This is a genomic window from Anaerotignum neopropionicum (genome assembly GCF_001571775.1).
Taxonomy (GTDB): domain Bacteria; phylum Bacillota; class Clostridia; order Lachnospirales; family Anaerotignaceae; genus Chakrabartyella; species Chakrabartyella neopropionicum.
Map to the genome: position 1 here is coordinate 33454 of NZ_LRVM01000001.1, position 20882 is coordinate 54335.

Genomic DNA, 20882 nt, shown 5'->3' on the forward strand with positions numbered 1-20882 from the left:
GTATAAAAGTTTTTGGTCTTGCTTTTTTCAAAAAGCAAGCAGGTTTGGGCGGTGCCCAAGGTCTTTCTCTTTCTTTGCCGGCTGCCCTATCTTGGGCAGTGAGGGGCGGCGCCCAAGGTCTTTCTCTTTTTAGAACGTGGGCTTTACTGCACCGCCGTATGTATTGTTGATGTATTCCGCCACGGTCTGGCTGTTTAATACCTCAAGCAAAGTAACCAATTCAGGTCTTGTTTCATCTCCCGCTCTTACCGCAACAATATTAGCATAGGTTGTGGCCGCCAAGGAATCAGCCGCCTCAATTGCCAAAGCATCCTCTGTTTCCAAGCCGTTTTGCATTGCATAGTTGCCGTTGATTACCGCAATAGCCAAATCCCCGATGGACAAAGGCAGCTGCGCTGCTTCCATCTCAATAATTTCAATATTCTTAGGATTTTCCTTAATATCTAACTTCGTTGCAGCAATTCCTGCCGCACGGTCAAGCTTAATCAAACCGTTTGCTTCAAGCAATAACAATGCGCGTCCACCGTTAGTGCCGTCTGCGGGAATACCAACCTTTGCTCCGTCAGGCAAATCAGCCAAATCTGTCACACCTGTGCTGTAAATACCCATGGGTTCGTAGTGAACAGCGCCTAAGCTTACAAGGGTTGTGCCGTGCTCCTGATTAAAGAAATCAAGATAAGGTACATGCTGGAAATAGTTTGCATCCAAATCTCCGCTGTCCAAAGATAAGTTGGGTAGCACATAATCCGTAAATTCAACGATTTCCAAATTAATCCCCTTTGCTGCCAATTCTTCCTTTGCCGCATTCAATATCTCTGCGTGTGGTGTGGGGGAAGCCCCGATTTTCAATGTCACTGCTTCTGCTTGTGTTTCTTTGTTTTCAGTTGCGCCTGCATTTGCATCTACCGCTTCATCTGTTTTACTGCCGCAGCCTGCAACACCCACCGCCAGAGCACCTGTTAATAATAATGCTAAAAATTTCTTCATAATACATTTCCTCCTCATTTTCCTCTTTTTTTCATGCTAATATATTGAAACCTATGTTTAGGTTTACAAACGTTTATCCGTTCTCTTTGCAATTTGCATACCAAATTCCTGCAAAACCTGTACAATGATCACAAGCAAAACTACCATGACATACATAATATCTCTTTGTCCGCGGTGAACGCCATAATTGATTGCGATTGCACCCAAACCGCCGCCGCCAAGGAAACCAGCCATTGCAGAATAGCCTAAAATCGTTGTCACTGCGATGGCACTACCCACCAATAGGGAGGGCTTCGCCTCGGGAATCAGTACCTTTACCAAAATTTGCAGAGGGGAAGCTCCCATAGACTGTGCCGCTTCAATGACACCTTTCTCCACTTCTTTTAAAGAGGATTCCACCAATCTGGCAATAAAGGGTGCCGCTGCAACCAAAAGCCCAACAATGGCAGCCTTCGGCCCGATTGTGGTACCGACAGCCAGCTTAGTAAACGGCATGATGGTAACAAACAAAATCAAGAACGGTACTGAGCGCACAATATTAATAATTATCCCTAAGGTTTGATGAACAATTGGCATGGGCCGAACCCCTTCCCCATCCGTCATAACCAAGATCAACCCCAAGGGCAGACCGATAAGATAGGCAAAAAAGGTGGAAATCAATGTCATATAAATACTTTCCCAAAATGCAACACCAACTAATGCCATCATTCCCTCTTTAAACATAGTGAACCTCCTCTACCTCAACTTCTCTTTCTCTTAAATACGCCAGCATCTTTTCTCTCATTTCCTTATCCTCGGGCAATTGAATCATCATTTGCCCATACACCCTGCCGTCCAACATACGGGTGTTTCCCGAAAGTATATTCGCTACGGCATTACATTCCACCATCATGCCGCCTAAAATTGGATCGCCGGAAATACCGCCTCGAAATACCACGCGATAGCAATTTTCCATTGGTCCTTCAAGGGCTTCTCGCCTTGCCCCTTCATGATATACAAGCTCTCTGCCCGGCTGGGTTTTGGGTGCGCGGAAGATTTCCTCCACACCGCCCATTTCTGCAATTTGCCCATCATCAATAATGGCAACCCGATTGCAAATTTCCTGTATTACACTCATTTCGTGGGTAATCACCACAATGGTAATGCCCAAGCGTTCATTAATATCCTTTAACAACCGCAAAACCCCTGCCGTTGTGTTGGGGTCAAGGGCACTGGTTGCTTCGTCACACAAAAGTACCTTGGGCTCTGTTGCCAAGGCTCTGGCGATGGCCACCCTTTGCTTCTGCCCCCCCGAAAGCTGAGAGGGATACGCGCCTAGCCTTTCCCCTAAGCCAACCAAATCCAATAATTCCTCGGCTCTCGCCCTTGCCATTTCCTTGGGCACTCCTGAAATTTCCAAGGGAAAGCACACATTTTCTAACGCCGTCCGTTGCATTAACAAGTGAAACTGCTGAAAAATCATCCCCATGGAATGACGCTGCTGGCGCAATTCCTTTTCCGGCAAACAGGTTAGCTCCGCTCCATCTAAGTACACTCGACCCTTTGTTGGTCGTTCCAATAAATTGATACAGCGCACCAATGTACTTTTTCCTGCACCGCTCATTCCGATAATTCCAAAAACTTCGCCTTTTTCAATTTGCAAATCAATCTCCTTTAGCACCTCCAAGGAACCTCTTTTTTGCGGAAAGCTTTTTGAGATGCCCTCCAAGTGAATCATAATTTCCTTCTTTTCCATATCCTTACCACCTTTTCTTTTCCCAAGCTTTAAGAAAATATCCATAAACAGCCCCCGGCAGGCTTTGTTTTATCCAATAAAAAAACTCTCCTCCCTAAGACATTTCTGTCAAAGGGACGAGAGCATACGCGTCGTGATACCACCCTAATTTACCATAGCTTCACAGCTACAGCCTCAATAAGTACGGGCAACATTTTTCTGCCGATACTCCGTCGCTATCACGGGCGCTCCCGTCGCAGCCTAAAGGTAAACCCTCTCGGTGCGCAGCTCCAAGACCATCTTCCACCTTTTTTGAATCTTCTCCCTCTCAGCTTTATGGGAGATTCTCTGTAAAACCATCCAAGATGTACTCTTCTTTTCTCAGCCTTTTTCAATCTAGTTAAGTTATCCTTATTATACAAATTTCTTTTTGTTTGTCAATGGAAATCTTTTTTCATTTTCAAAGGAAACACTCATTTCCATCATCAATTTGCACAAAAATACCCATTGTTTTTGTAGGTTTATACAAAACTTCAAATAAACACAACGGCTTAAATGATTATAAAACATTTTTTTATACTTATTTTCAAGTATATTCTGCATAATGTTCATAAATAATTCACAATTTCACTCCGTATCCGGCTCCCGGCCTTCCTCTTTTCCATACTGATCAAAGGGAATGTCATGGTAAATAAAGCTTTCCACCATATCCGCAGCTTGGTCAATATCGTACACATAATACCAAACACCACTGATGGTTTGACCATAGGAATCAATATTATCGTTGGGCAGGCCTGCTTGCTCCAATGTCAGCCCACTTTTTAATCCCACCGAAGCAAGCTTCAAAATTTCTTCGTTGCTCAAAGAGGTTTCAACCATGGGCGCAAATTTTTTCACATAAGAAGGATACAATAGCGGATTGATGTCCAAAGCCTTTTGAAATAAGCATTCCAAAACCTTCCGTTGTCGCTCTCCTCGCATAACATCACTGTCAATTTTTCTGATACGAGAATAGCTCACCGCCTGGGGTCCCGTTAAATGCACCATACCGGTTTCCTGCAGTTTTTCTCCTTTTAGGAGGTAGTTGTTAATTTGCTGCCGCTCCGCCGCGGTAACCTCTAGGTCAATCCCCCCTAATTCCTCAATCACATCCGCTAAGGAATCAAAGTTTACCGTAACATAGTCCTTAATATTCAGATCAAAATTCTCATTGATGGTTTGAATTGCGAGGGCCGCACCACCATAGGCATAGGCATGGTTTATTTTCGTCTTTCCACGCTCAGGAACATCCACATAGGTATCTCTGGCAATGGAGATCAGCTTTATTTTCCCTGTTTTTCCATTGACCGAGGCAATCATAATGGCATCGGAGCGCCCTTTGTTTTCCCCATCCTCTGTATCAATGCCAAATAGCGCAATATTTGTAATTCCTTGGTTTGCATACATGCTTAGCTCCTCATTTACGGACAGAGAATTCTCATCTATCGTTTGACGGTTTACCCCCTCAATCATATACATAAAAATTCCGTACAATACTAAAAGAACACCACATAATCCAACTAAAGTAAACAATAATGTTTTAAAATACAATTTCCAAAGTTTCTTATCCATAAAGGAATATCGTCCTTTCAACAAAATTCGTCAGAGTCGCTTTTTATTATATTACGCTATCCCCAAAAATACAATGAAATTTCCTTTAAGACAAGAATTAATGAAAAAGCAAACTTTATATACAAAAATTGTTTATTCCAGACGAAAGACAAAGTCAAAATCTTGAGGGTCTTGCCCTCAAACCCCCACAAGGGTTTCACCTCAGCACTTTGCTGCGCAAAGCTGTCCTATGGACAAATGGCACTTCTTTGCCATTGCACCTTGACCCACCTGCACCCGAATAAAATGCGGGTGTCATAAAAGTTTTTGGTCTTGCTTTTTTCAAAAAGCAAGTGGGTTTTCATCACTTTTGCTACGCAAAAGCCAGCTTCGCCGTCTGCCCTATCTTGGGCAGTGAGAGGGCAACGCCCAAGGTTTGTCTACGTTCTGACCTTGTAATGCTTGCTCGCCGCTTTTCGTCTTTTACTAAAATTTTCAATCTTTAATTTCTTCCCAAATTCCAGCCTTGTTATATAGCTCGTAGAAATGATTTGTAGGCCCAACGCCCTTACCGATTGACAGACTATGCTCAATGGCCACAGTAATATAAGCCTTGGCAATACACACCGCCTCCTCAACACTTTTCCCCTTCGCTAAATTTGCCGCAATGGCAGAGGATAGCGTACAACCCGTACCATGGGTATTTTTTGTTGCAATCCGGTCAGAATGCAGTGTAATAATTTTTTCCCCGTCAAACAATAAATCTGTGGCATCGTCCTCCAGATGACCACCTTTAATCAATACATTTTTAGCACCCATTGCGAAAATTTTTCTGGCCGCCTCCTCCATGGAAGACAAATCATTGATTTTCATTCCCGTAATGACCTCCGCCTCGGGAAGGTTGGGCGTTACCACATAAGCAAGGGGAATCAGCCGCCGAATCAACGTGTCCTTTGCATCGGGCTGCATCAAATCAAAGCCGCTTTTGGAAATCATAACGGGATCAACTACAATATTTGTTGCATGGTGCTCCTCCAATTTATCGGCAATGGCATGAATTGTTTCAATTTGAGAAACCATTCCGATTTTCACACCGCTTACTTTGATGTCTGAATAAATTGCATCAATCTGTCCCCGAATAATTTCAGGGGATATGTCTTGACATCCAAAAACACCTTGGGTATTTTGCACCGTTACCGCCGTAATGACACTCATGCCGTAGGTGCCGTGGGCGGAAAAGGTTTTTAAATCCGCCTGTATGCCTGCGCCGCCGCAGGTATCAGAGCCAGCTATCGTTAAAACATGTTTCATTTCATCAGCCTCCCATATAATTAAGATATATTTGTTACGTTTTTAACAAGAACACCACAAAAGAAAAGGGATTTTACATAAAAAAGCACAGCTACGATTTCTCGTTTGCTGTGCCTGAGTTTGAAGTAATACGCTTCCCTACGCTGGTATAACCCAGATCAGGTAGAAAGGGTAACAAGCTTTCTGCCTGTTTCTCAGCCGAATACGACACCCCCAGCAAATTTTCATTCGATTTATTTACAAAATAGCACGATTCCTAAACCATGTCAAGGAAATTATACATTCAGCCCCATCAGTGCAGCCATCCTGTTCAAAGGCACATAAACCTCTCCATCTACCAGTATTGGGTAAATTTTTGTTTCTTTTCCATCATAAAATAAACAAAAATCCGCTTTTTTCATGATTAACCTTCCGCTATCATCCACCAATAGCTCATTGCCCAAGCCGGTAAACAGCTTTTTGGGTACTAAATTCAGCGTCTTGTTTTGCTTGTCAAATTGGGCAGCAAATTTATTCCCAAGGTTCGCCAACTGACGCAAGGGCACATATTCCTCCCCTAAAATCTTTAGGGTATCTAGCGTATATTCCTTTTCTCCAAGGCTCACATCTTTTTGCACCACCCTGCGGCTGTCGGAAAGACCCACCCAGCTTAATTCATAGGGCTTGATACGGTCAGTATAAATTCCGTCCACCCCTAAAGCCAGTAATTCTTCAAATTGCTTATAGCGATTAATCGTATGGGCATAAACTTTGATTCCCTTTGCGTGAAGGGTATCAAGCACTTCCTTTGTCACACGGGAATATTCAATGGTAACCGTGGTGATGCCTTTTTCCTGGCAAAAATCAGCAATTTCAGGATAATTGGGATAATAGTTCAAATACAACGTATAAATCCACTCGGGAAAAGAATAAATTTCTTTCACCCAACCATACATTTCCTCACTGTAAATCTGGGGAATGATCCGCTCCAACAGCTCCGGTTGGCCCATGGCCTCAGCAAATTTCTTTAAATCATTAAATTGCCTTTGCACCGTTGCCTTGTCCGTATCCTTTGTATCGGTAATCAAATACACATCCGTATATTCCGCCATTAACCCCAAAATATCAATGGCTGTCAGTGGCGTTTGTTCATAAATAATCGGGCTGTTTTTATATGTATTTTGATTCATCACCAAGGGATCATTCACTCTCTGCTCCAAGCGGTAATAGGTACCGCTTGCTTCAAAATCATGGCGTGCAACCAAAACGCCGTCGGAAGTATAAGTAAAATCCACCTCCAGCGCACGAAATCCATTCCCCCAAGACTGCACAAAGGCCTCCCTGGAATTGGTCTCAATTTTTCCGTCAGCTTCTCCCAAAGCATGGGCAACCAATGGGTTTCCCTCCTGCCACCCGGCAAACACCGTAAGGGGTAATGCAGTAACAAGCATTGACGCCAGCATAACTACCGTTATTTTTTTTCTAAACATTTTATTTCCTCCCAGCAAAAAAAATTGCTAAAAACTTTATCCCTGTACCGATCACACCTTGCAGTCCATTAAAAAGAAAACAGGGATATTCTCCCCGTTTCAGCACGTTGACAAGTCATTTTTACACAGCCCAGAAGCCTCGTTTCTTCAAGAAAAACAGGGAATACCCATCCCCCTGCCAATGCGCATTTGTTTTCCTTCTTTCATTAGAAAAACTTGAAAACTTTTGCTTTTTTCAAAGGGTGCCGATATAATCGGCACCCTTAAACAAGGATATTCTCCCCGTTTTACATTTTTATTCTTCTTCGTCATCAAATAATTCATTGAATGCAGCGGATACTTTGTCAAACAATTCGTCCTCTTCAATGACATTCAACTCAATTTCATCTTCAATTTCTTTGTATTCATAGAGTAATACAGTTTCATCTTCCAAAGGCATTAATGCGATAAATTCCTTACCCGCAATACCTTCCACTTCAAATACGCCAAGAACGCCGCATTCTAATTCTGTATCATCATCCAGTGTTAGAAACATCGTTTCTAATCCCATTTCTTCCTGTTCATTGTCGTTGTCGCATCCACAGCCACATCCGCATTTTTCGCTCATATACAGTACCTCCTTTAGGAAATCTAATTTCCTATCTATCATACCCTATTCTTTGTATTTGGACAATTATTTTTTTTGGTTTTGTAATTTATTTTTCTCTTTTTCTGCCAACTTTTTTGCTTTCGCTGCAAAAAAGCCTAATTCTTGCTTTTCCCCGCCGCTTTTATCCTTTTGAGGTGCAATTGCTTTTTGCAAAATGGGCGGTTTCTTTTTTGACTTTTCTTCATGAGAAATGGGTTTTTCTTCTACGCTCTTCATTTTAGGCGCATCATTCTTTTTGGGTCTCTCCAAATCCTTTTTGGTTTTCACGCTATCCACCAATTTCCCGTAAGTCATTTCCTTTTGCACAAACCTTAAGCCCCACACCTTTTCATACTTATGCACCCACCGTCTTTCATAGGGTGTAACCAAGGTAATGGCCGTGCCCTTCTCGCCCTTTCTGCCGCAGCGTCCTGCTCTGTGCAGATAATGGCTGGGTTCCTCCGGAACATCCATATTAATAATATGGGTTATGCCTTCAATATCAAGGCCTCTCGCCCCAATATCCGATGCCACCAACACATTGACTCTGCCTTGACGGAAATCCTCCATGGCATTTTTCCGATCCAGCTTCCCTGCTTTCCCATAAATTCCTGCCGCCTTAATCCCATGGTAGCAAAGCTTATCCACCGCCACCTCAATGTTTTCCGGGTTGTTCAAAAAAACCATGGCTCTTTCGGGCTTTTCTCCAGCCAAAATTTTTCGAAGCTCCACAAATTTTTCCCGCTGTGTTGTCAAAATGTAATAATGTGAAATCCCCTCAGGCACCAAGCTGCCTGTTTTGGCCTCAATAAAGAGCATATCCTCCTTCATAAGGCGTTTCCCCCGCAGTCTGGTTTCTTCATCAACAGAGGCGGAAAGCAGCACAAGCTGACGATCTTTTAATGTGGCCTTTATAACACCCGTCACATCCTCCAGGTTGCCATCCTCCATAAGACGGTCGCCCTCGTCTAAAACAATTGTTTTCACCAAATGGGCAGGAACTTTTTTACGCTTTATAAGATCTAAAATTCTTCCTGTGGAGCCAATGAGAATGCGGGGCTTTTCCCGCAGCCTTTCAATTTGACGGTTCACCCCTGCAGAGCCAATCATCAGCATACAGCCAATGTCTAGACCGCTGTTTTCCTCCAAAACCTCAGCCTGGTGAAACACCTGGGCCGCCAATTCATGGGTTGGTGTGAGAATAATTGCCTGTGCTCCCTTGATATTCAAATCCAAGCGTTCAAAAATAGGCAATAGATACGCCAATGTTTTACCCGAACCAGTTTCGGAACGCCCAATGACATCCTTGCCCGATAAAATAAGCGGTATCATATGCTTTTGTATCTCTGTGGGCGTTAAAATGTCCTGCTTTTCCAGTGCCTCCGTCAAAGCCTTCGATAGCCCTAATTTTACAAATTCGTTTTCCATATTCTATTCCTTCCTTATTTTAAGGATAAGCCTTTTTGTTTATTATTCCAATTATAGCCTGTTTTTATGAGCCTGTAAACAAAATCCTCAAACGCTTTCTTGTTCTGAAAAATAATCAACAATCCCCAAATAAATTGCCCACGCAAGCTTCGTTTGATAATCTTCATCGTTTAACAGTGCCTCCTCCGTTGGGTTGGAAAGAAAACCACATTCAACAATAATTGCAGGGATTTCAGTGGTGCGCAATATGTAATAATCGCTGTTTTGCTTTGCCTGACGCTTGTTTGCATCGTCTACGTTGACTTTCAGCTTTTCTTGAACGATTTCGGCAAGTCTTTTGCCCTGTTCGCTGGTTTTATGGTAAAAAACCTGGGCGCCCTTTACGCCTGTGGATGGGAACGCATTTTGATGGATGCTTACCAAAATATCTCCGTCGCTCTCATTGGCAATTTTCTTACGTTCCGCCATATCCGACCCTTTCTTGCTGCCCAGTGCCTCATCGGTGGCACGGGTAATGAACACTGTTGCGCCGCCTTGCTCCAAATATTGCCGTAACTTTTCCATAACCGCTAAATTGATATTCTTTTCATCCTCTCCCGTCGTCCCCGTCTTGCCCGGATCCCAACCGCCGTGGCCTGCATCCAAAATGATCACCTTTTGATCCACCGGAAGCATTACACGAGCACTTTTTCCGTTTTCTCTTACCGTTATGCAAAAGCATAGCACGATCATTGCACAGAAACAAAAAAAACCATAACATTCTTTGACAGAAATTTTTACTTTCATTTGTCCGCCTCCTTCCTAAATAACCTTATGAAAAAATAAGCAAAAACTTTCTGCCATTCTTGAATAAATTTTAAAATTAAAAAAAAATTCGCTGTTCCATAAAATAGGCTTACGCCTATGCAACTTTATTCCGAGAAAATCGCTGTACAATTTGCTAAAGTTTTCACAAAACCTAGCTATTATTTTGCTCGTTTCTCCAAAAAAAATTTCCCGCACAAGAAAATTCCTCATTTTTGTTGACGGTTTCCATTAAGGTGTTATAATTCTTCTAAGACTTAATTCGTACATTTGACCACAGTCGAAAGACAGATGTCAATTATTCACATCAAATCATTTTAGGAGGCTTATTTTATGGAAAAAAGAGTATTTAATTTTTCAGCAGGACCATCCATGCTACCCGTAGAAGTATTGGAACAAGCACAGCGCGAGCTTGTTTGTTACCCTTCCTGTGGTATGTCAGTAATGGAGATGAGCCATCGATCTAAAATGTTTGAATCCATCTTGGCAAAAGCAAAGGCTGATTTAAAAGAACTCATGCATATCCCCGATAACTACAAAATTATGTTTCTTCAAGGCGGCGGTTCCACCCAGTTTGCCATGGTACCTTTAAACCTGATGAATAAAAATAATAAGGCTGATTATGTAATTACCGGACAATGGGCAAAAAAAGCAGCGGAAGAAGCTAAAAAATACGGCCAGGTAAATATAGTGGCAACCTCTGCCGATACCACCTTCAACCGCATCCCTGAATTGGATTCCTCTAAAATGGACCCTGAAGCCGATTATTTTTACATAACTTTAAATAATACCGTTTACGGCACCCATTGGACGAACCTGCCTGATACAGGAAACGTGCCCTTGGTTGGCGATATGTCCTCCTCCATTCTTTCTGAGGAGATTGATATTACAAAGTTCGGCTTGCTCTATGCAGGTGCCCAGAAAAACCTTGGCCCAGCCGGTGTAACCGTTGTAATCATAAGAGAAGACCTTTTGGGCAACGCAATGGATTTTACACCGACCATGCTGCGTTATGATATCCATGCAGAAAATGATTCTTTATACAACACCCCGCCCACCTATGGCATCTATTTTATGGGCCTTGTTTTTGATTGGGTAAAGCGTCAAGGCGGTGTTGCAGCTTTGCAAAAAATAAATGAGCATAAGGCTTCCTTGCTTTATGATTTCTTAGATGCATCCTCTTTGTTCAGAGGCACCGTTGTCCCAAAGGATCGTTCCTTGATGAACGCACCCTTTGTTCTGCCTACGGATGAATTAAATGCAAAATTTATTAAGGAAGCAGAAGCCCTTGGCTTTGTAAATCTGAAAGGACACCGCACCATAGGCGGTATGCGTGCAAGTATGTATAACGCTATGCCCGTGGAAGGCGTAGAGCAGTTGGTTGCTTTTATGAAAAAATTTGAAATGGAAAATAAGTAAGGAGATTATTATGTTTACAATTCGTACATTAAACAATATTGCGTCGGTAGGCTTGGCAAAACTTCCCAAAAAACATTTTACAATAGATGATACCACAGCTACACCTGACGGTATAATTTTAAGAAGCTTTGATATGCATAACCTGGAATTAAACGACAATCTTCTGGCAGTTGCCCGTGCAGGTGCCGGAACAAACAACGTGCCTATTGAGAAATGTTCCCACATGGGCATCCCTGTGTTTAACGCCCCCGGCGGTAACGCCAATGCCGTAAAGGAATTGGTTCTGGCTAGCCTGTTTATTTCCTCCCGACGTATTGTTGCCGGCTCCAAATGGGTACAATCCATTGCAGCGAGCGAAACCTTAGACAAGGAAATTGAGGCAGGAAAGAAAAACTTTGTTGGTCCCGAAATTTTAGGAAAAACCTTGGGTGTTATCGGTTTAGGCGCCATCGGCGTTTTGGTTGCCAATGCCGCTTTGGACTTAGGCATGGATGTGGTTGGCTATGACCCCTTTTTGTCCCTGGAATCCGCTTGGCATCTTTCTCCCTCTGTGGAAAAAGCCGATTCTATGGAGGATGTAGTGGCTAAAAGCGATTATATTACTCTGCATATTCCTTTGAGTGATAAAACAAGACATACATATAACGATGATTTATTTACCAAAACCAAGCCGGGTGCGCGTCTCTTAAACTTTGCAAGAGGCGGTCTGGTTGATACCACGGCCTTGCTGGCGGCTTTGGAAAAGGGAACCATTGCCCGTTATGTGACAGACTTCCCCGAAAAGGAAATTCTTGGTCATGAAAATATTATTGTAACGCCCCACTTGGGAGCCTCCACCCCCGAATCCGAGGAAAACTGCGCCATTATGGCTGCGGAAGCCCTAAGAGATTATTTATATTTTGGAAATGTCAAAAATTCGGTAAACTTTCCTAACTGTACCATTCCCTATAACGGAAAGCCTCGTATTGCCGTTTCTCACAGAAACAAGGTAAATATGATTGGGCAGTTAGCCGCTGTTTTCACAAAATACAGTATTAACATTGACAAGCTGGTGAATAATTCAAAGGGCGAGCTGGCATACAATATTATCGTTTGCGATAGCTTGCCGGAAAATGAAGACGACTTCATTCGGGATTTGTATGCAATCAGCAACGTTATCAAAGTACGCTTATTGAAATAAGGAGGAAAAATTTATGGCTACCATTAGACCCTTTATGGGCATTCGTCCAGAGGCGGAATTTGCCGAGGCTGTGGCCGCTCTGCCCTACGACGTAATGAATAGTGAAGAAGCAAGAGAAATGGTAAAAGGAAAGCCTTATTCTTTTTTGCATATTGATAAGGCGGAGGTTGATTTACCCGAAGGTATTGATGTTTATAGCGATGCCGTTTATGCAAAGGCAAAAGAGAATTTAGAGGACATGATTGCAAAAGGTGTTTTTATGCAAGATTTGCTCCCCAATTTATATATTTACCGCCTAACCATGAATGGAAAAAGTCAAACAGGGCTGGTTGCCTGCACCTCCATTGATGAATACCTGGATGGCACAATTAAAAAGCACGAGCTTACCCGTGCAGATAAAGAAGCCGACAGAATCCGGCATGTAGATACCTTAAACGCAAATACAGGGCCGATTTTTCTGGCCTATAAAAGCAATGAAATGGCTAAGATGATCATTGAAGGCTGGAAAACCTCCAACAACCCCATCTATGATTTTGTATCGGAGGACGGCATCGGCCATACCGTTTGGGTCATGGACAGCGATACGGAAATCGGCATTTTGGTGGATTCCTTCCGCAATGTTGAAAATCTCTACATTGCTGATGGTCATCACAGAAACGCTTCGGCGGTTAAGGTTGGCCTGAAAAGAAGAGAGCGTAATGAATTATATACAGGGGAAGAAGAATATAACTACTATCTTTCCGTACTTTTTGCAGCAGATGAGCTGAAAATTATGGACTATAACCGCGTGGTAAAGGACTTGAACGGGCACACCGCAGAAGAGTTTTTATCCCTTTTATCCACAAAATTTGAAGTTACCTCTTATGTTGGTGAAGGCCAGTTTCATCCCGAAAAGCCCCATCAGTTTGGTATGTATTTAAATGGCAACTGGTACTGTCTTCGTACAAAGGATGCGTTCCTCTCCGCCGACCCCGTTTTGGGTCTGGACGTTTCTATCCTGCAAAAAGAGGTTTTGGAACCGCTTCTTGCCATTGGCGATCCTCGTACAGACAAAAGAATTGATTTTGTTGGCGGAATCCGTGGATTGGCTGAGCTGGAAAAGCGGGTTGACAGCGGCGAAATGATGCTTGCATTTTCCCTTTTCCCCACTTCCATGGAGGAATTAATGAACGTGGCCGATGCCGGCTTAATTATGCCGCCAAAATCCACATGGTTTGAACCAAAATTAAGAAGCGGTCTTTTCCTTCACGATTTAGGCGAATAATGTTTTCCCCCTGATAATCTGCGAGGATAAAGCATAGACAAACCCACTTACTTTTTGAAAAAAGCAAGACCAAAAACTTTTATTAAACCCGCATATTATGCGGGTTTAGATGGGTCAAAGATGCAGCGGCAAAGAAGTGCCACCTGTCCGAAGGACAGCTTTGCGGAGCAAAATGCTGAGTAGAAGCCCTTGTGGGTGTTTGAGGGCAAAGCCCTCAAGGTTTTGACTTTGTCTACGTTCTACCCTCGCATACTATGCGGGGATTTTTTTAATTAAAATTCATTAATTTGTGACTATTTCAAAGAATAAAAATTCCCCATTTCCGCATACTAAGCCAAAAGGAGGGATTACAATGCATAAATTTACTACTGGTCTTTTAATTGGCGGTGCGGCAACGGTTGTTGGTATTTCTTATTTGATGCAGGATCAAAAAACCTACCGCAAAATGATGAAAAAAGGCAAAAAAATGGCTGTAAAAGCAGAAGAAGTCATTGATGATATGATGGATGACATCATCGAAAGATAATACCAAGGCTTTTTCAAAAGCAATTCTTCACCCTATTTTCATAATCCCGAAGCCTGTATTGCAATACTGCAATCGGGCTTTTTTCATATTCCCTGCAAAAATTTGCAAAAATAAGGACGGCTGAAACAGCCGCCCTTAAGCTCTTTAAAAAAGACTTATCCTATTCAAATAACAAATCCCTTGTTATTTATAAGAATTTTCATAAATCTTTAAACAATCATCAAAAACCAATTCCCCCGGATCTCTTTCAAACAACCGCCCCATGGTTTCATATGCCGCCTGAGTATACATCCTAAGGTCGTCCTTCTTGATTCCATAGTCGGACATTTTTAAATCATCCACGCCGCAGGCAACAATTAACGCATGCAGTGCCGTAACAAAATCCTCCGCCTTCGTTGCATCCTGCTTACCCAGCGCTTTTGCCATATCAATCATTCGCTGATCCACAATGCCTGTCTTTGCCCAATATGCATAATATGCCTCACAAATCATAATCAGCCCCGCTCCATGCTCAAGCTTTGGATTATGCCCTGTAAGAGGATGCTCCATGGCATGTTCTGAAATACAGCCGCTAATTCCCTCAGACATTCCCGAAAGGGTATTTGCCAAGGCAACATTCTCTCGCGCCTCAACATTTTTACCATCTTTTACAGCGATAGGCAAATATTTTCCAATCAGTTCAATGGCCTTTAGGGTAAACATATCATTAATCGGGCTGCTAATGACATTCAAATACCCCTCGGTGCTATGGAACAATGCATCAAAGCCTTGATATGCCGTTAATTTTTCAGGAACCGTCAGCATCAGTTCAGGGTCAACAATGGAAAGCACAGGGTAGGTTAAGTCATATCCAAACCCAATTTTTTCGTTTCTATCCTGGTGGGTAACAACCGCCCAAGGGTCAGCTTCCGTGCCTGTGCCTGCGGTGGTTGTAATGGCAACAATGGGCAATGGCGCTACCTTAGGCACCTTGCTGCCGCCTGTTCCGCCAAAAATATAGTCCCATATATTCCCCTCATTGGTGGCCATAACCGCAATGGCCTTTGCAGCATCAATGATGGAGCCGCCGCCCAAACCAATGACAAAATCACAAGCCTCTTTTTTGACGAATTCTGCTCCTTCCATCACACGAACCTCGGTAGGGTTCGGCGGAATTTTATCAAAAACAGCATAGGCAACGCTGGCCTTCTCCAATTGCTCCTGAAGCCTTGCCAAATAGCCATGCTTTTTTACCGATGTACCATCGGAAATTACAATGAGTGCCTTTTTTCCCGGCAGCTTCTGCTTGTGGAGCATCTCTAACTGCCCACAGCCAAAAAGAACCTTTGTTGGTATAAAGTATTGAAATTTCATGTAAAAGCCTCCTTCTCTTATCATAAATAATACACCACTGCCTTCACAAAATATAACCTCGGTAAACGCCCCCCGCCAAAAACATAGCCAGATTTAAAATCTGCGAACACTATGCGTCCCCAAAAATACAATTGACTTTAAGCCGTTTTCCTTCCTTATTATACCATAATAAAAACACTACGGCTACAACCATTCTTCCCACAAGAATAAAGTAACCCCCGAAACCCTCTCCCGAAAATATAATCTCTCCGAAATTTATTGTCTTCATACAATAATGATTGCTATTTTAAAACCCTAATGTTATAGTGAGGATGGTTTATAAAAAACAAGGGGAGATGAGAAAAAATGAGCGAGAAAAAGAGAGCTCTTTTGGCTGATTTTGCTCTGCTTCTTGCAGCAATCTGTTGGGGCGGAGGGTTTATTGCCGGAGATGTGGCAGTGCAGCATTTTAGTACCTTTTCTATTTTAACCATACGATTTTTATCCGCAGCCCTCGTCACGTTTTTGTTTTTCGGCAGAATTATAAAGCGTTGTGGGAAGACGGAAATTAAATACGGCCTTACCCTGGGTATTTTTTTTGCCTTTTCTATGCCCTTACAAATCAACGGCTTAAAATATACAACGCCTTCAAAACAGGCATTTTTAGTCGCCGGATATGCCGCCATGGTGCCGTTTTTTTCTTGGTTCATCTTGAAAAAACGTCCAAAAATATCCGCTTTTTTTGCAGGAATACTGGTTCTCATCGGAATTGGACTGATTACGCTAAATGATTCCTTGACCATACATCTAGGGGATAGTCTTTCCTTGGGCTTCGCCGTTGCATATGCAATCTTTGTCGTGCTGACAGGAATTTTCGCAGGAAAATGCAATCCCATTGGGATGTCCTTTTTTTCATACCTTGGCACAGGCGTCTTTTCCCTGTTCGTAGCATTGCTCTTCGAGGACGTTCCCGCTTCATTTCCTAAGCCAGGAGTAATGGCCTTGGCATATTTGGCAATTGTCAGCACCGCCGTTGCCTTTACCCTGCAAAACGTGGCGCAAAAATATACATCCGATGCCCACGCCGCAATTTTCCTTTCCATGGAGAGTCTTTTTGCCTTTATTTTCGGCGTATTTCTTTATGGTGATCCTTTCACACCAAGGCTTTTAATTGGCGGTTTGATTGTATTTTCTGCGGTAATCATTTCGGAATTAAAATGGAAAAAGCCTTCTATTTGTACCGAAGCTATCCAGCTTGAAAATGGGGAAGCAGAGGACCTGTAACAAAGCAAAGGGCTCCAATACAATCATTTTCTAAAAACATTTTGCATTATTTAAAAAAATATAAGCCCCATTGCAAGGCCTTACAAGAAAAATCTTGTGCCAAGCAATGGGGCTTTTTCGTATGCCTTTTTTAAGCAATTTCTTCAAAAAATTGTTTATGCCAGATTAAAAACATAAAGACTGTCCAAATTTTGCGGCTGTTATCCGCTTTTCCAGCCCGATGCTCCTCCAAATATTTTACAATTTCGTCTGTTTTAAAAAACTCCTGCGCCGCCTTGGAGGTAAAAGCCTCCTTTACAATATTGTAATACTTGTCCTCTTTTAGCCAAATGCGAATGGGCACAGGGAAACCGAGCTTCTTCTTTTCGGCAACCATATCCGGCAGATAGCGGTGTGCCGCCTGACGCATGGCATACTTTGTATTTTCCTTGTTTACCTTATATTTTGTGGGCAGCGTACGGGCAACATCAAACACCATCCGATCCAAAAAGGGCACACGCACCTCTAAGGAATGTGCCATGCTCATTTTGTCCGCCTTCAGCAAAATATCCCCAATCAGCCAAAAATGAATATCAATATACTGCATTTTGGTTACATCATCCTGATCCTTCACCTTATCATAAAATGGCTTTGTCAAACGGGTATGATGGAAATTCCCCGTAGGCTTTTTCAAAATACGCTCCCGCTCTTCCTCCGACAGCATAAAAGCATTTCCAATAAAGCGTTCCTGTAAATCCTTACTGCCGCGAATGAGATAGTTTTTCCCCTTCATTTTAGGCAAGCGCTTTGCAACCGCTCCCAAACCTCTGCGAATGGGTCTTGGCAAGCGTGTTAAGGGGAGCAAATCATGGGGCTCGCGGTAAATATTATATCCGCCAAAAAATTCATCTGCACCCTCTCCGCTTAAGGCAACCTTCACATGCTTTGCCGCTGTTTGGCTCACAAAATAAAGGGCAATGGCAGAGGGGTCTGCCAAGGGCTCGTCCATATGATACTGGACCTTTCCCAAAACATCCCAATATTCCTCCGTTGTAATGAGCTTACTGTGATTTTCAATGGCGATTTTTTCCGATAATGCCTTGGCATAATCAATTTCGTTATATTTCTCATAAGCAAAGCCTACGGTAAAGGTCTTATCTCCATGGAAGGAAGCGGCAACATAAGAACTATCCACGCCGCTAGAAAGAAAAGAACCTACCTCAACGTCGCTGATTTTATGCTTTTTCACAGAATCCTGCATTACAGCGTCAATTTCTTCAATAAATTCATCCAAAGGTTTGCTGTCATCCTTTTGAAATTTCGGTTCCCAATAACGCTTAATTTTCAGCGCACCATTTTTAAAGGTAAAGCAATGGGCAGGCATTAAGCGAAATACACCCTTGAAAAATGTTTCGGGCAAAACGCTGTACTGAAAGGTCAGGTAATTTTCCAAAGCCTCTTGGTTTACCTCTCGCTTAAAATTTGGATATTCCAAAATGCTTTTGATTTCCGAACCATAAATCATCTGACCGTCTTGCAAAGCATAATAAAAAGGTTTGATACCAAAGAAATCCCTGGCGCCAAAAAGAGTTTGATTTTTCCCATCCCAAATAACAAAGGTAAACATTCCACGAAGCATGGGAAGTAATTCCTCGCCATATTCCTCATAGCCATGGAGAAGCACCTCTGTATCGGCATTGCTGCCCATTACATGCCCCTTCGCAATTAAGTCCTCTCTGATTTCCTGATAGTTATAAATTTCCCCATTAAAGGTGATTACCATATCCTTTGTTTCATTATAAATAGGCTGATGCCCACCCTCTAAGTCAATAATACTCAAACGGCGAAAGCCCATGGACATACCATCGTCAATGTAAGAACCGCCGCTATCGGGCCCACGGTGAATAATTCTGTTTTTCATATTTTCCAAAATTTCTTCGGATGTGGCCAACCGGCCTGTAAACCCGCAAATACCGCACATAATTTATTTCCTCCTAAAATGATAGGCTTCTGTTATATAATTCAGGCTTAACTTTAGCATAAATTGTCAAAGAAATCAATTATAAGAACGCACTGATTACATGGTGACTGCACAGAACATCGCAGAAATTTTTTTTTACCAATGCTTGTCCAGAAAACCCCCAGAAATAGCAGAGCCATTGACATACTTTTTAACACCGCCTAACAAAAAAACACCAGGTAGCTCCTTATACGCATAGAATTAATCAGTACTTCTTACGGCATCATTTCTGCCAAATAAGGCAGAGAGGTACCTCAACCCCTCTATACATCCTTCGTTCCACATATCCCACTCAAAAGCAAAGGACCAATTCCCTTCCACCGTTCCCGGCATATTCATGCGATACTCTCCGCCAAGCCCCAATACATCCTGTAAAGGAAGAATTGCCATTTGCCCCGGAGAGGAAAAGGCAAGACGAATCAAATCCCAATTGGGCATCTCACCGGTCACGTTCATATACCGACGAAAATGATCCCGTTCCTTTTCTGTGGCATTTTCATACCAGCCAATGGTTGTGTTATTGTCATGGGTACCGGTATAAACCACTGTGTTTTTATCATAGGAATGGGGCAAATAGGGATGGTTTGTATCCTCGCCAAAGGCAAACTGCAACACCCGCATTCCGGGAAAACCAGTTTTTTCCCTGAGCTTATGGACATCCTCCGTTATAATTCCCAAATCCTCGGCAATAAGGGGCAATGTACCAAGCTCCTTTTCCAGTTTTCGAAACAGCTTCATCCCCGGCCCCTTTACCCACTGGCCACTTCTTGCATCCTCCGCATGAAAAGGAACCTCCCAATAGGACTCAAATCCTCGAAAATGGTCTATCCGTAAAATATCCACATCCTCCAAGGCCTTGCGAATTCGACAAATCCACCAGGCGTAGCCAGTTTTTTCATGATATTTCCATTGGTAAAGGGGATTCCCCCAAAGCTGCCCGTTTTCGCAAAAATAATCCGGCGGAACGCCTGCCACCACCGTAGGAAAACCCAAGGAGTTGAGCTGAAATGCCTTTTGGTTTGCCCAAACATCGGCACTGTCATAAGAAACAAAAATTGGCGTATCTCCAATGATTTGAATGTCATTTTCATTGGCGTACTTTTTTAGTGCATGCCACTCTTTATGAAATAGATATTGCAAAAAATACTCCCATTGTATTTCATTTTTTAGGGCTTCCGACCATTCCAGCAAAGCTTGAGGCTTTCGCTGTCTTAGCTCCGTGGGGAAGGTGCACCAGCAGGCAGTCTGAAAATATGCAGTGCCCTTTGCTTCAGTGAAAAAATCCTTTGCTTCCTCCAAAAACTCCAAAAACCCTTCTGGATTCTGCCTTCTGATTTTAGTAAGATGTGCCTTTGCCGCCATAAAAAGGGCATAATCCTCCAGCCAATATTTATTTTTCTCCAAAAATTCGTAATAGTCAGAAGGGATTTTGTTTTCATAAAATTTCCCAAACGCTTTTTGCAGTAATGGTATTTTCAGCCGTCTGGCCGCTGCATAATCCGTATGCACAAAGGATACTTCTTTTGCCTGCTCCACTTCCTTTTCCAAAAGAAGACCATCCTCCGTCAACAAATCCAAGGCAATGAAAAGCGGTTCCCCCGCAAAAGCCGATGTGCTTTGATATGGAGACCCATTTCCATCCACGGGACAAAGGGGCAGTATCTGCCAGAGCATTTGCTTTGCCGCCGCCAGCTTATCAATCAAACGATACGCATCCCCGCCAAAATCCCCAATACCAAAGGGAGAAGGAATGGACGAAAGGTGTACTAGAACACCGCTTTTTCTGCTTTTAAACATAACACCCTCCTTTTATTTGGTAATCCATATATTATTTTTCTTTTTTCAAAAAATAAAACAATTATTTCAACCTTTTATAACAAATACTAGCCAAAAAAGAAAAATCGTCCTCATTTACTTACCTTATGTTTTTTCAAATATTTCATACGT

At 42.6% G+C, this 20882-nt stretch carries 18 protein-coding genes and 1 riboswitch; of the genes, 5 read left to right on the plus strand and 13 right to left on the minus strand.

All coding sequences use genetic code 11. The features are described 5' to 3' along the window. Positions 1-129 precede the first annotated feature (129 nt). From CLNEO_RS00190 to cwlD, 10 genes are all read right to left on the minus strand, one after another. A complete protein-coding gene (locus tag CLNEO_RS00190) occupies positions 130-987 on the minus strand; it encodes a MetQ/NlpA family ABC transporter substrate-binding protein (protein ID WP_066083303.1) in 858 nt (285 codons plus the stop codon). Between the two features lie 63 nt (positions 988-1050). Beyond that, positions 1051-1695 carry a methionine ABC transporter permease gene (locus CLNEO_RS00195; RefSeq protein ID WP_066084501.1) on the minus strand — a complete coding sequence of 215 codons (645 nt, stop codon included), beginning with the start codon at positions 1693-1695 and terminating at the stop codon, positions 1051-1053. A gap of 7 nt (positions 1696-1702) precedes the next feature. Beyond that, positions 1703-2722: an ATP-binding cassette domain-containing protein gene (locus CLNEO_RS00200; RefSeq protein ID WP_066084504.1), complete on the minus strand. Its 1020-nt coding sequence runs from the start codon at positions 2720-2722 to the stop codon at positions 1703-1705. Between the two features lie 606 nt (positions 2723-3328). Beyond that, positions 3329-4312, minus strand: coding sequence for an LCP family protein (locus tag CLNEO_RS00210; protein WP_066083307.1), 984 nt, complete (start codon positions 4310-4312; stop codon positions 3329-3331). A 352-nt stretch (positions 4313-4664) separates the two neighbouring features. Further along, positions 4665-4790 carry a hypothetical protein gene (locus tag CLNEO_RS16375; protein WP_278276607.1) on the minus strand — a complete coding sequence of 42 codons (126 nt, stop codon included), beginning with the start codon at positions 4788-4790 and terminating at the stop codon, positions 4665-4667. Continuing rightward, a complete protein-coding gene (gene thiD, locus CLNEO_RS00215) occupies positions 4787-5602 on the minus strand; it encodes a bifunctional hydroxymethylpyrimidine kinase/phosphomethylpyrimidine kinase (RefSeq protein WP_066083308.1) in 816 nt (271 codons plus the stop codon). Before thiD ends, CLNEO_RS16375 begins: the two co-directional genes overlap by 4 nt. Before the next feature lie 118 nt (positions 5603-5720). Then, a riboswitch (TPP riboswitch) is annotated at positions 5721-5827 on the minus strand. Positions 5828-5877: 50 nt separating this feature from the next. Then, positions 5878-7071: a phosphatidylinositol-specific phospholipase C/glycerophosphodiester phosphodiesterase family protein gene (locus tag CLNEO_RS00220; RefSeq protein WP_066083310.1), complete on the minus strand. Its 1194-nt coding sequence runs from the start codon at positions 7069-7071 to the stop codon at positions 5878-5880. A 295-nt stretch (positions 7072-7366) separates the two neighbouring features. After that, on the minus strand, positions 7367-7678 hold the full coding sequence (locus CLNEO_RS00225) for a DUF1292 domain-containing protein (RefSeq protein ID WP_066083312.1): 312 nt from the start codon (positions 7676-7678) through the stop codon (positions 7367-7369). Positions 7679-7744: 66 nt separating this feature from the next. Continuing rightward, positions 7745-9127 carry a DEAD/DEAH box helicase gene (locus tag CLNEO_RS00230; RefSeq protein WP_066083314.1) on the minus strand — a complete coding sequence of 461 codons (1383 nt, stop codon included), beginning with the start codon at positions 9125-9127 and terminating at the stop codon, positions 7745-7747. An 87-nt stretch (positions 9128-9214) separates the two neighbouring features. Then, positions 9215-9913, minus strand: coding sequence for an N-acetylmuramoyl-L-alanine amidase CwlD (gene cwlD, locus CLNEO_RS00235; protein WP_066083316.1), 699 nt, complete (start codon positions 9911-9913; stop codon positions 9215-9217). Between the two features lie 351 nt (positions 9914-10264). Between cwlD and serC the strand changes: the two genes are divergently transcribed. From serC to CLNEO_RS15620, 4 genes are all read left to right on the plus strand, one after another. Then, positions 10265-11350: a 3-phosphoserine/phosphohydroxythreonine transaminase gene (serC, locus tag CLNEO_RS00245; RefSeq protein ID WP_066083320.1), complete on the plus strand. Its 1086-nt coding sequence runs from the start codon at positions 10265-10267 to the stop codon at positions 11348-11350. Positions 11351-11360: 10 nt separating this feature from the next. Then, positions 11361-12530 (plus strand): 3-phosphoglycerate dehydrogenase family protein, encoded by a 1170-nt coding sequence (locus tag CLNEO_RS00250; RefSeq protein ID WP_066083322.1) that lies wholly within the window; start codon positions 11361-11363, stop codon positions 12528-12530. A 13-nt stretch (positions 12531-12543) separates the two neighbouring features. Further along, positions 12544-13794, plus strand: coding sequence for a DUF1015 domain-containing protein (locus tag CLNEO_RS00255; protein ID WP_066083324.1), 1251 nt, complete (start codon positions 12544-12546; stop codon positions 13792-13794). 352 nt (positions 13795-14146) lie between these two features. Beyond that, complete coding sequence (locus tag CLNEO_RS15620; RefSeq protein ID WP_157723441.1) at positions 14147-14320, plus strand: hypothetical protein; 174 nt, start codon at positions 14147-14149, stop codon at positions 14318-14320. Positions 14321-14503: 183 nt separating this feature from the next. On the opposite strand, the gene CLNEO_RS00260 is transcribed toward CLNEO_RS15620, so the two are convergent. Beyond that, positions 14504-15673: an iron-containing alcohol dehydrogenase gene (locus CLNEO_RS00260; protein ID WP_066083325.1), complete on the minus strand. Its 1170-nt coding sequence runs from the start codon at positions 15671-15673 to the stop codon at positions 14504-14506. Positions 15674-16018: 345 nt separating this feature from the next. Between CLNEO_RS00260 and CLNEO_RS00265 the strand changes: the two genes are divergently transcribed. After that, on the plus strand, positions 16019-16936 hold the full coding sequence (locus CLNEO_RS00265; protein WP_066083327.1) for a DMT family transporter: 918 nt from the start codon (positions 16019-16021) through the stop codon (positions 16934-16936). Positions 16937-17066: 130 nt separating this feature from the next. Here CLNEO_RS00265 and asnB read toward each other — a convergent pair whose 3' ends face one another. Continuing rightward, positions 17067-18896 carry an asparagine synthase (glutamine-hydrolyzing) gene (asnB, locus tag CLNEO_RS00270; protein ID WP_066083329.1) on the minus strand — a complete coding sequence of 610 codons (1830 nt, stop codon included), beginning with the start codon at positions 18894-18896 and terminating at the stop codon, positions 17067-17069. 240 nt (positions 18897-19136) lie between these two features. Further along, the gene (gene malQ / locus CLNEO_RS00275; protein WP_066083332.1) at positions 19137-20732 is read right to left on the minus strand and encodes a 4-alpha-glucanotransferase; all 1596 of its coding nucleotides are present in this window, start codon (positions 20730-20732) and stop codon (positions 19137-19139) included. Between the last annotated feature and the right edge of the window lie 150 nt (positions 20733-20882).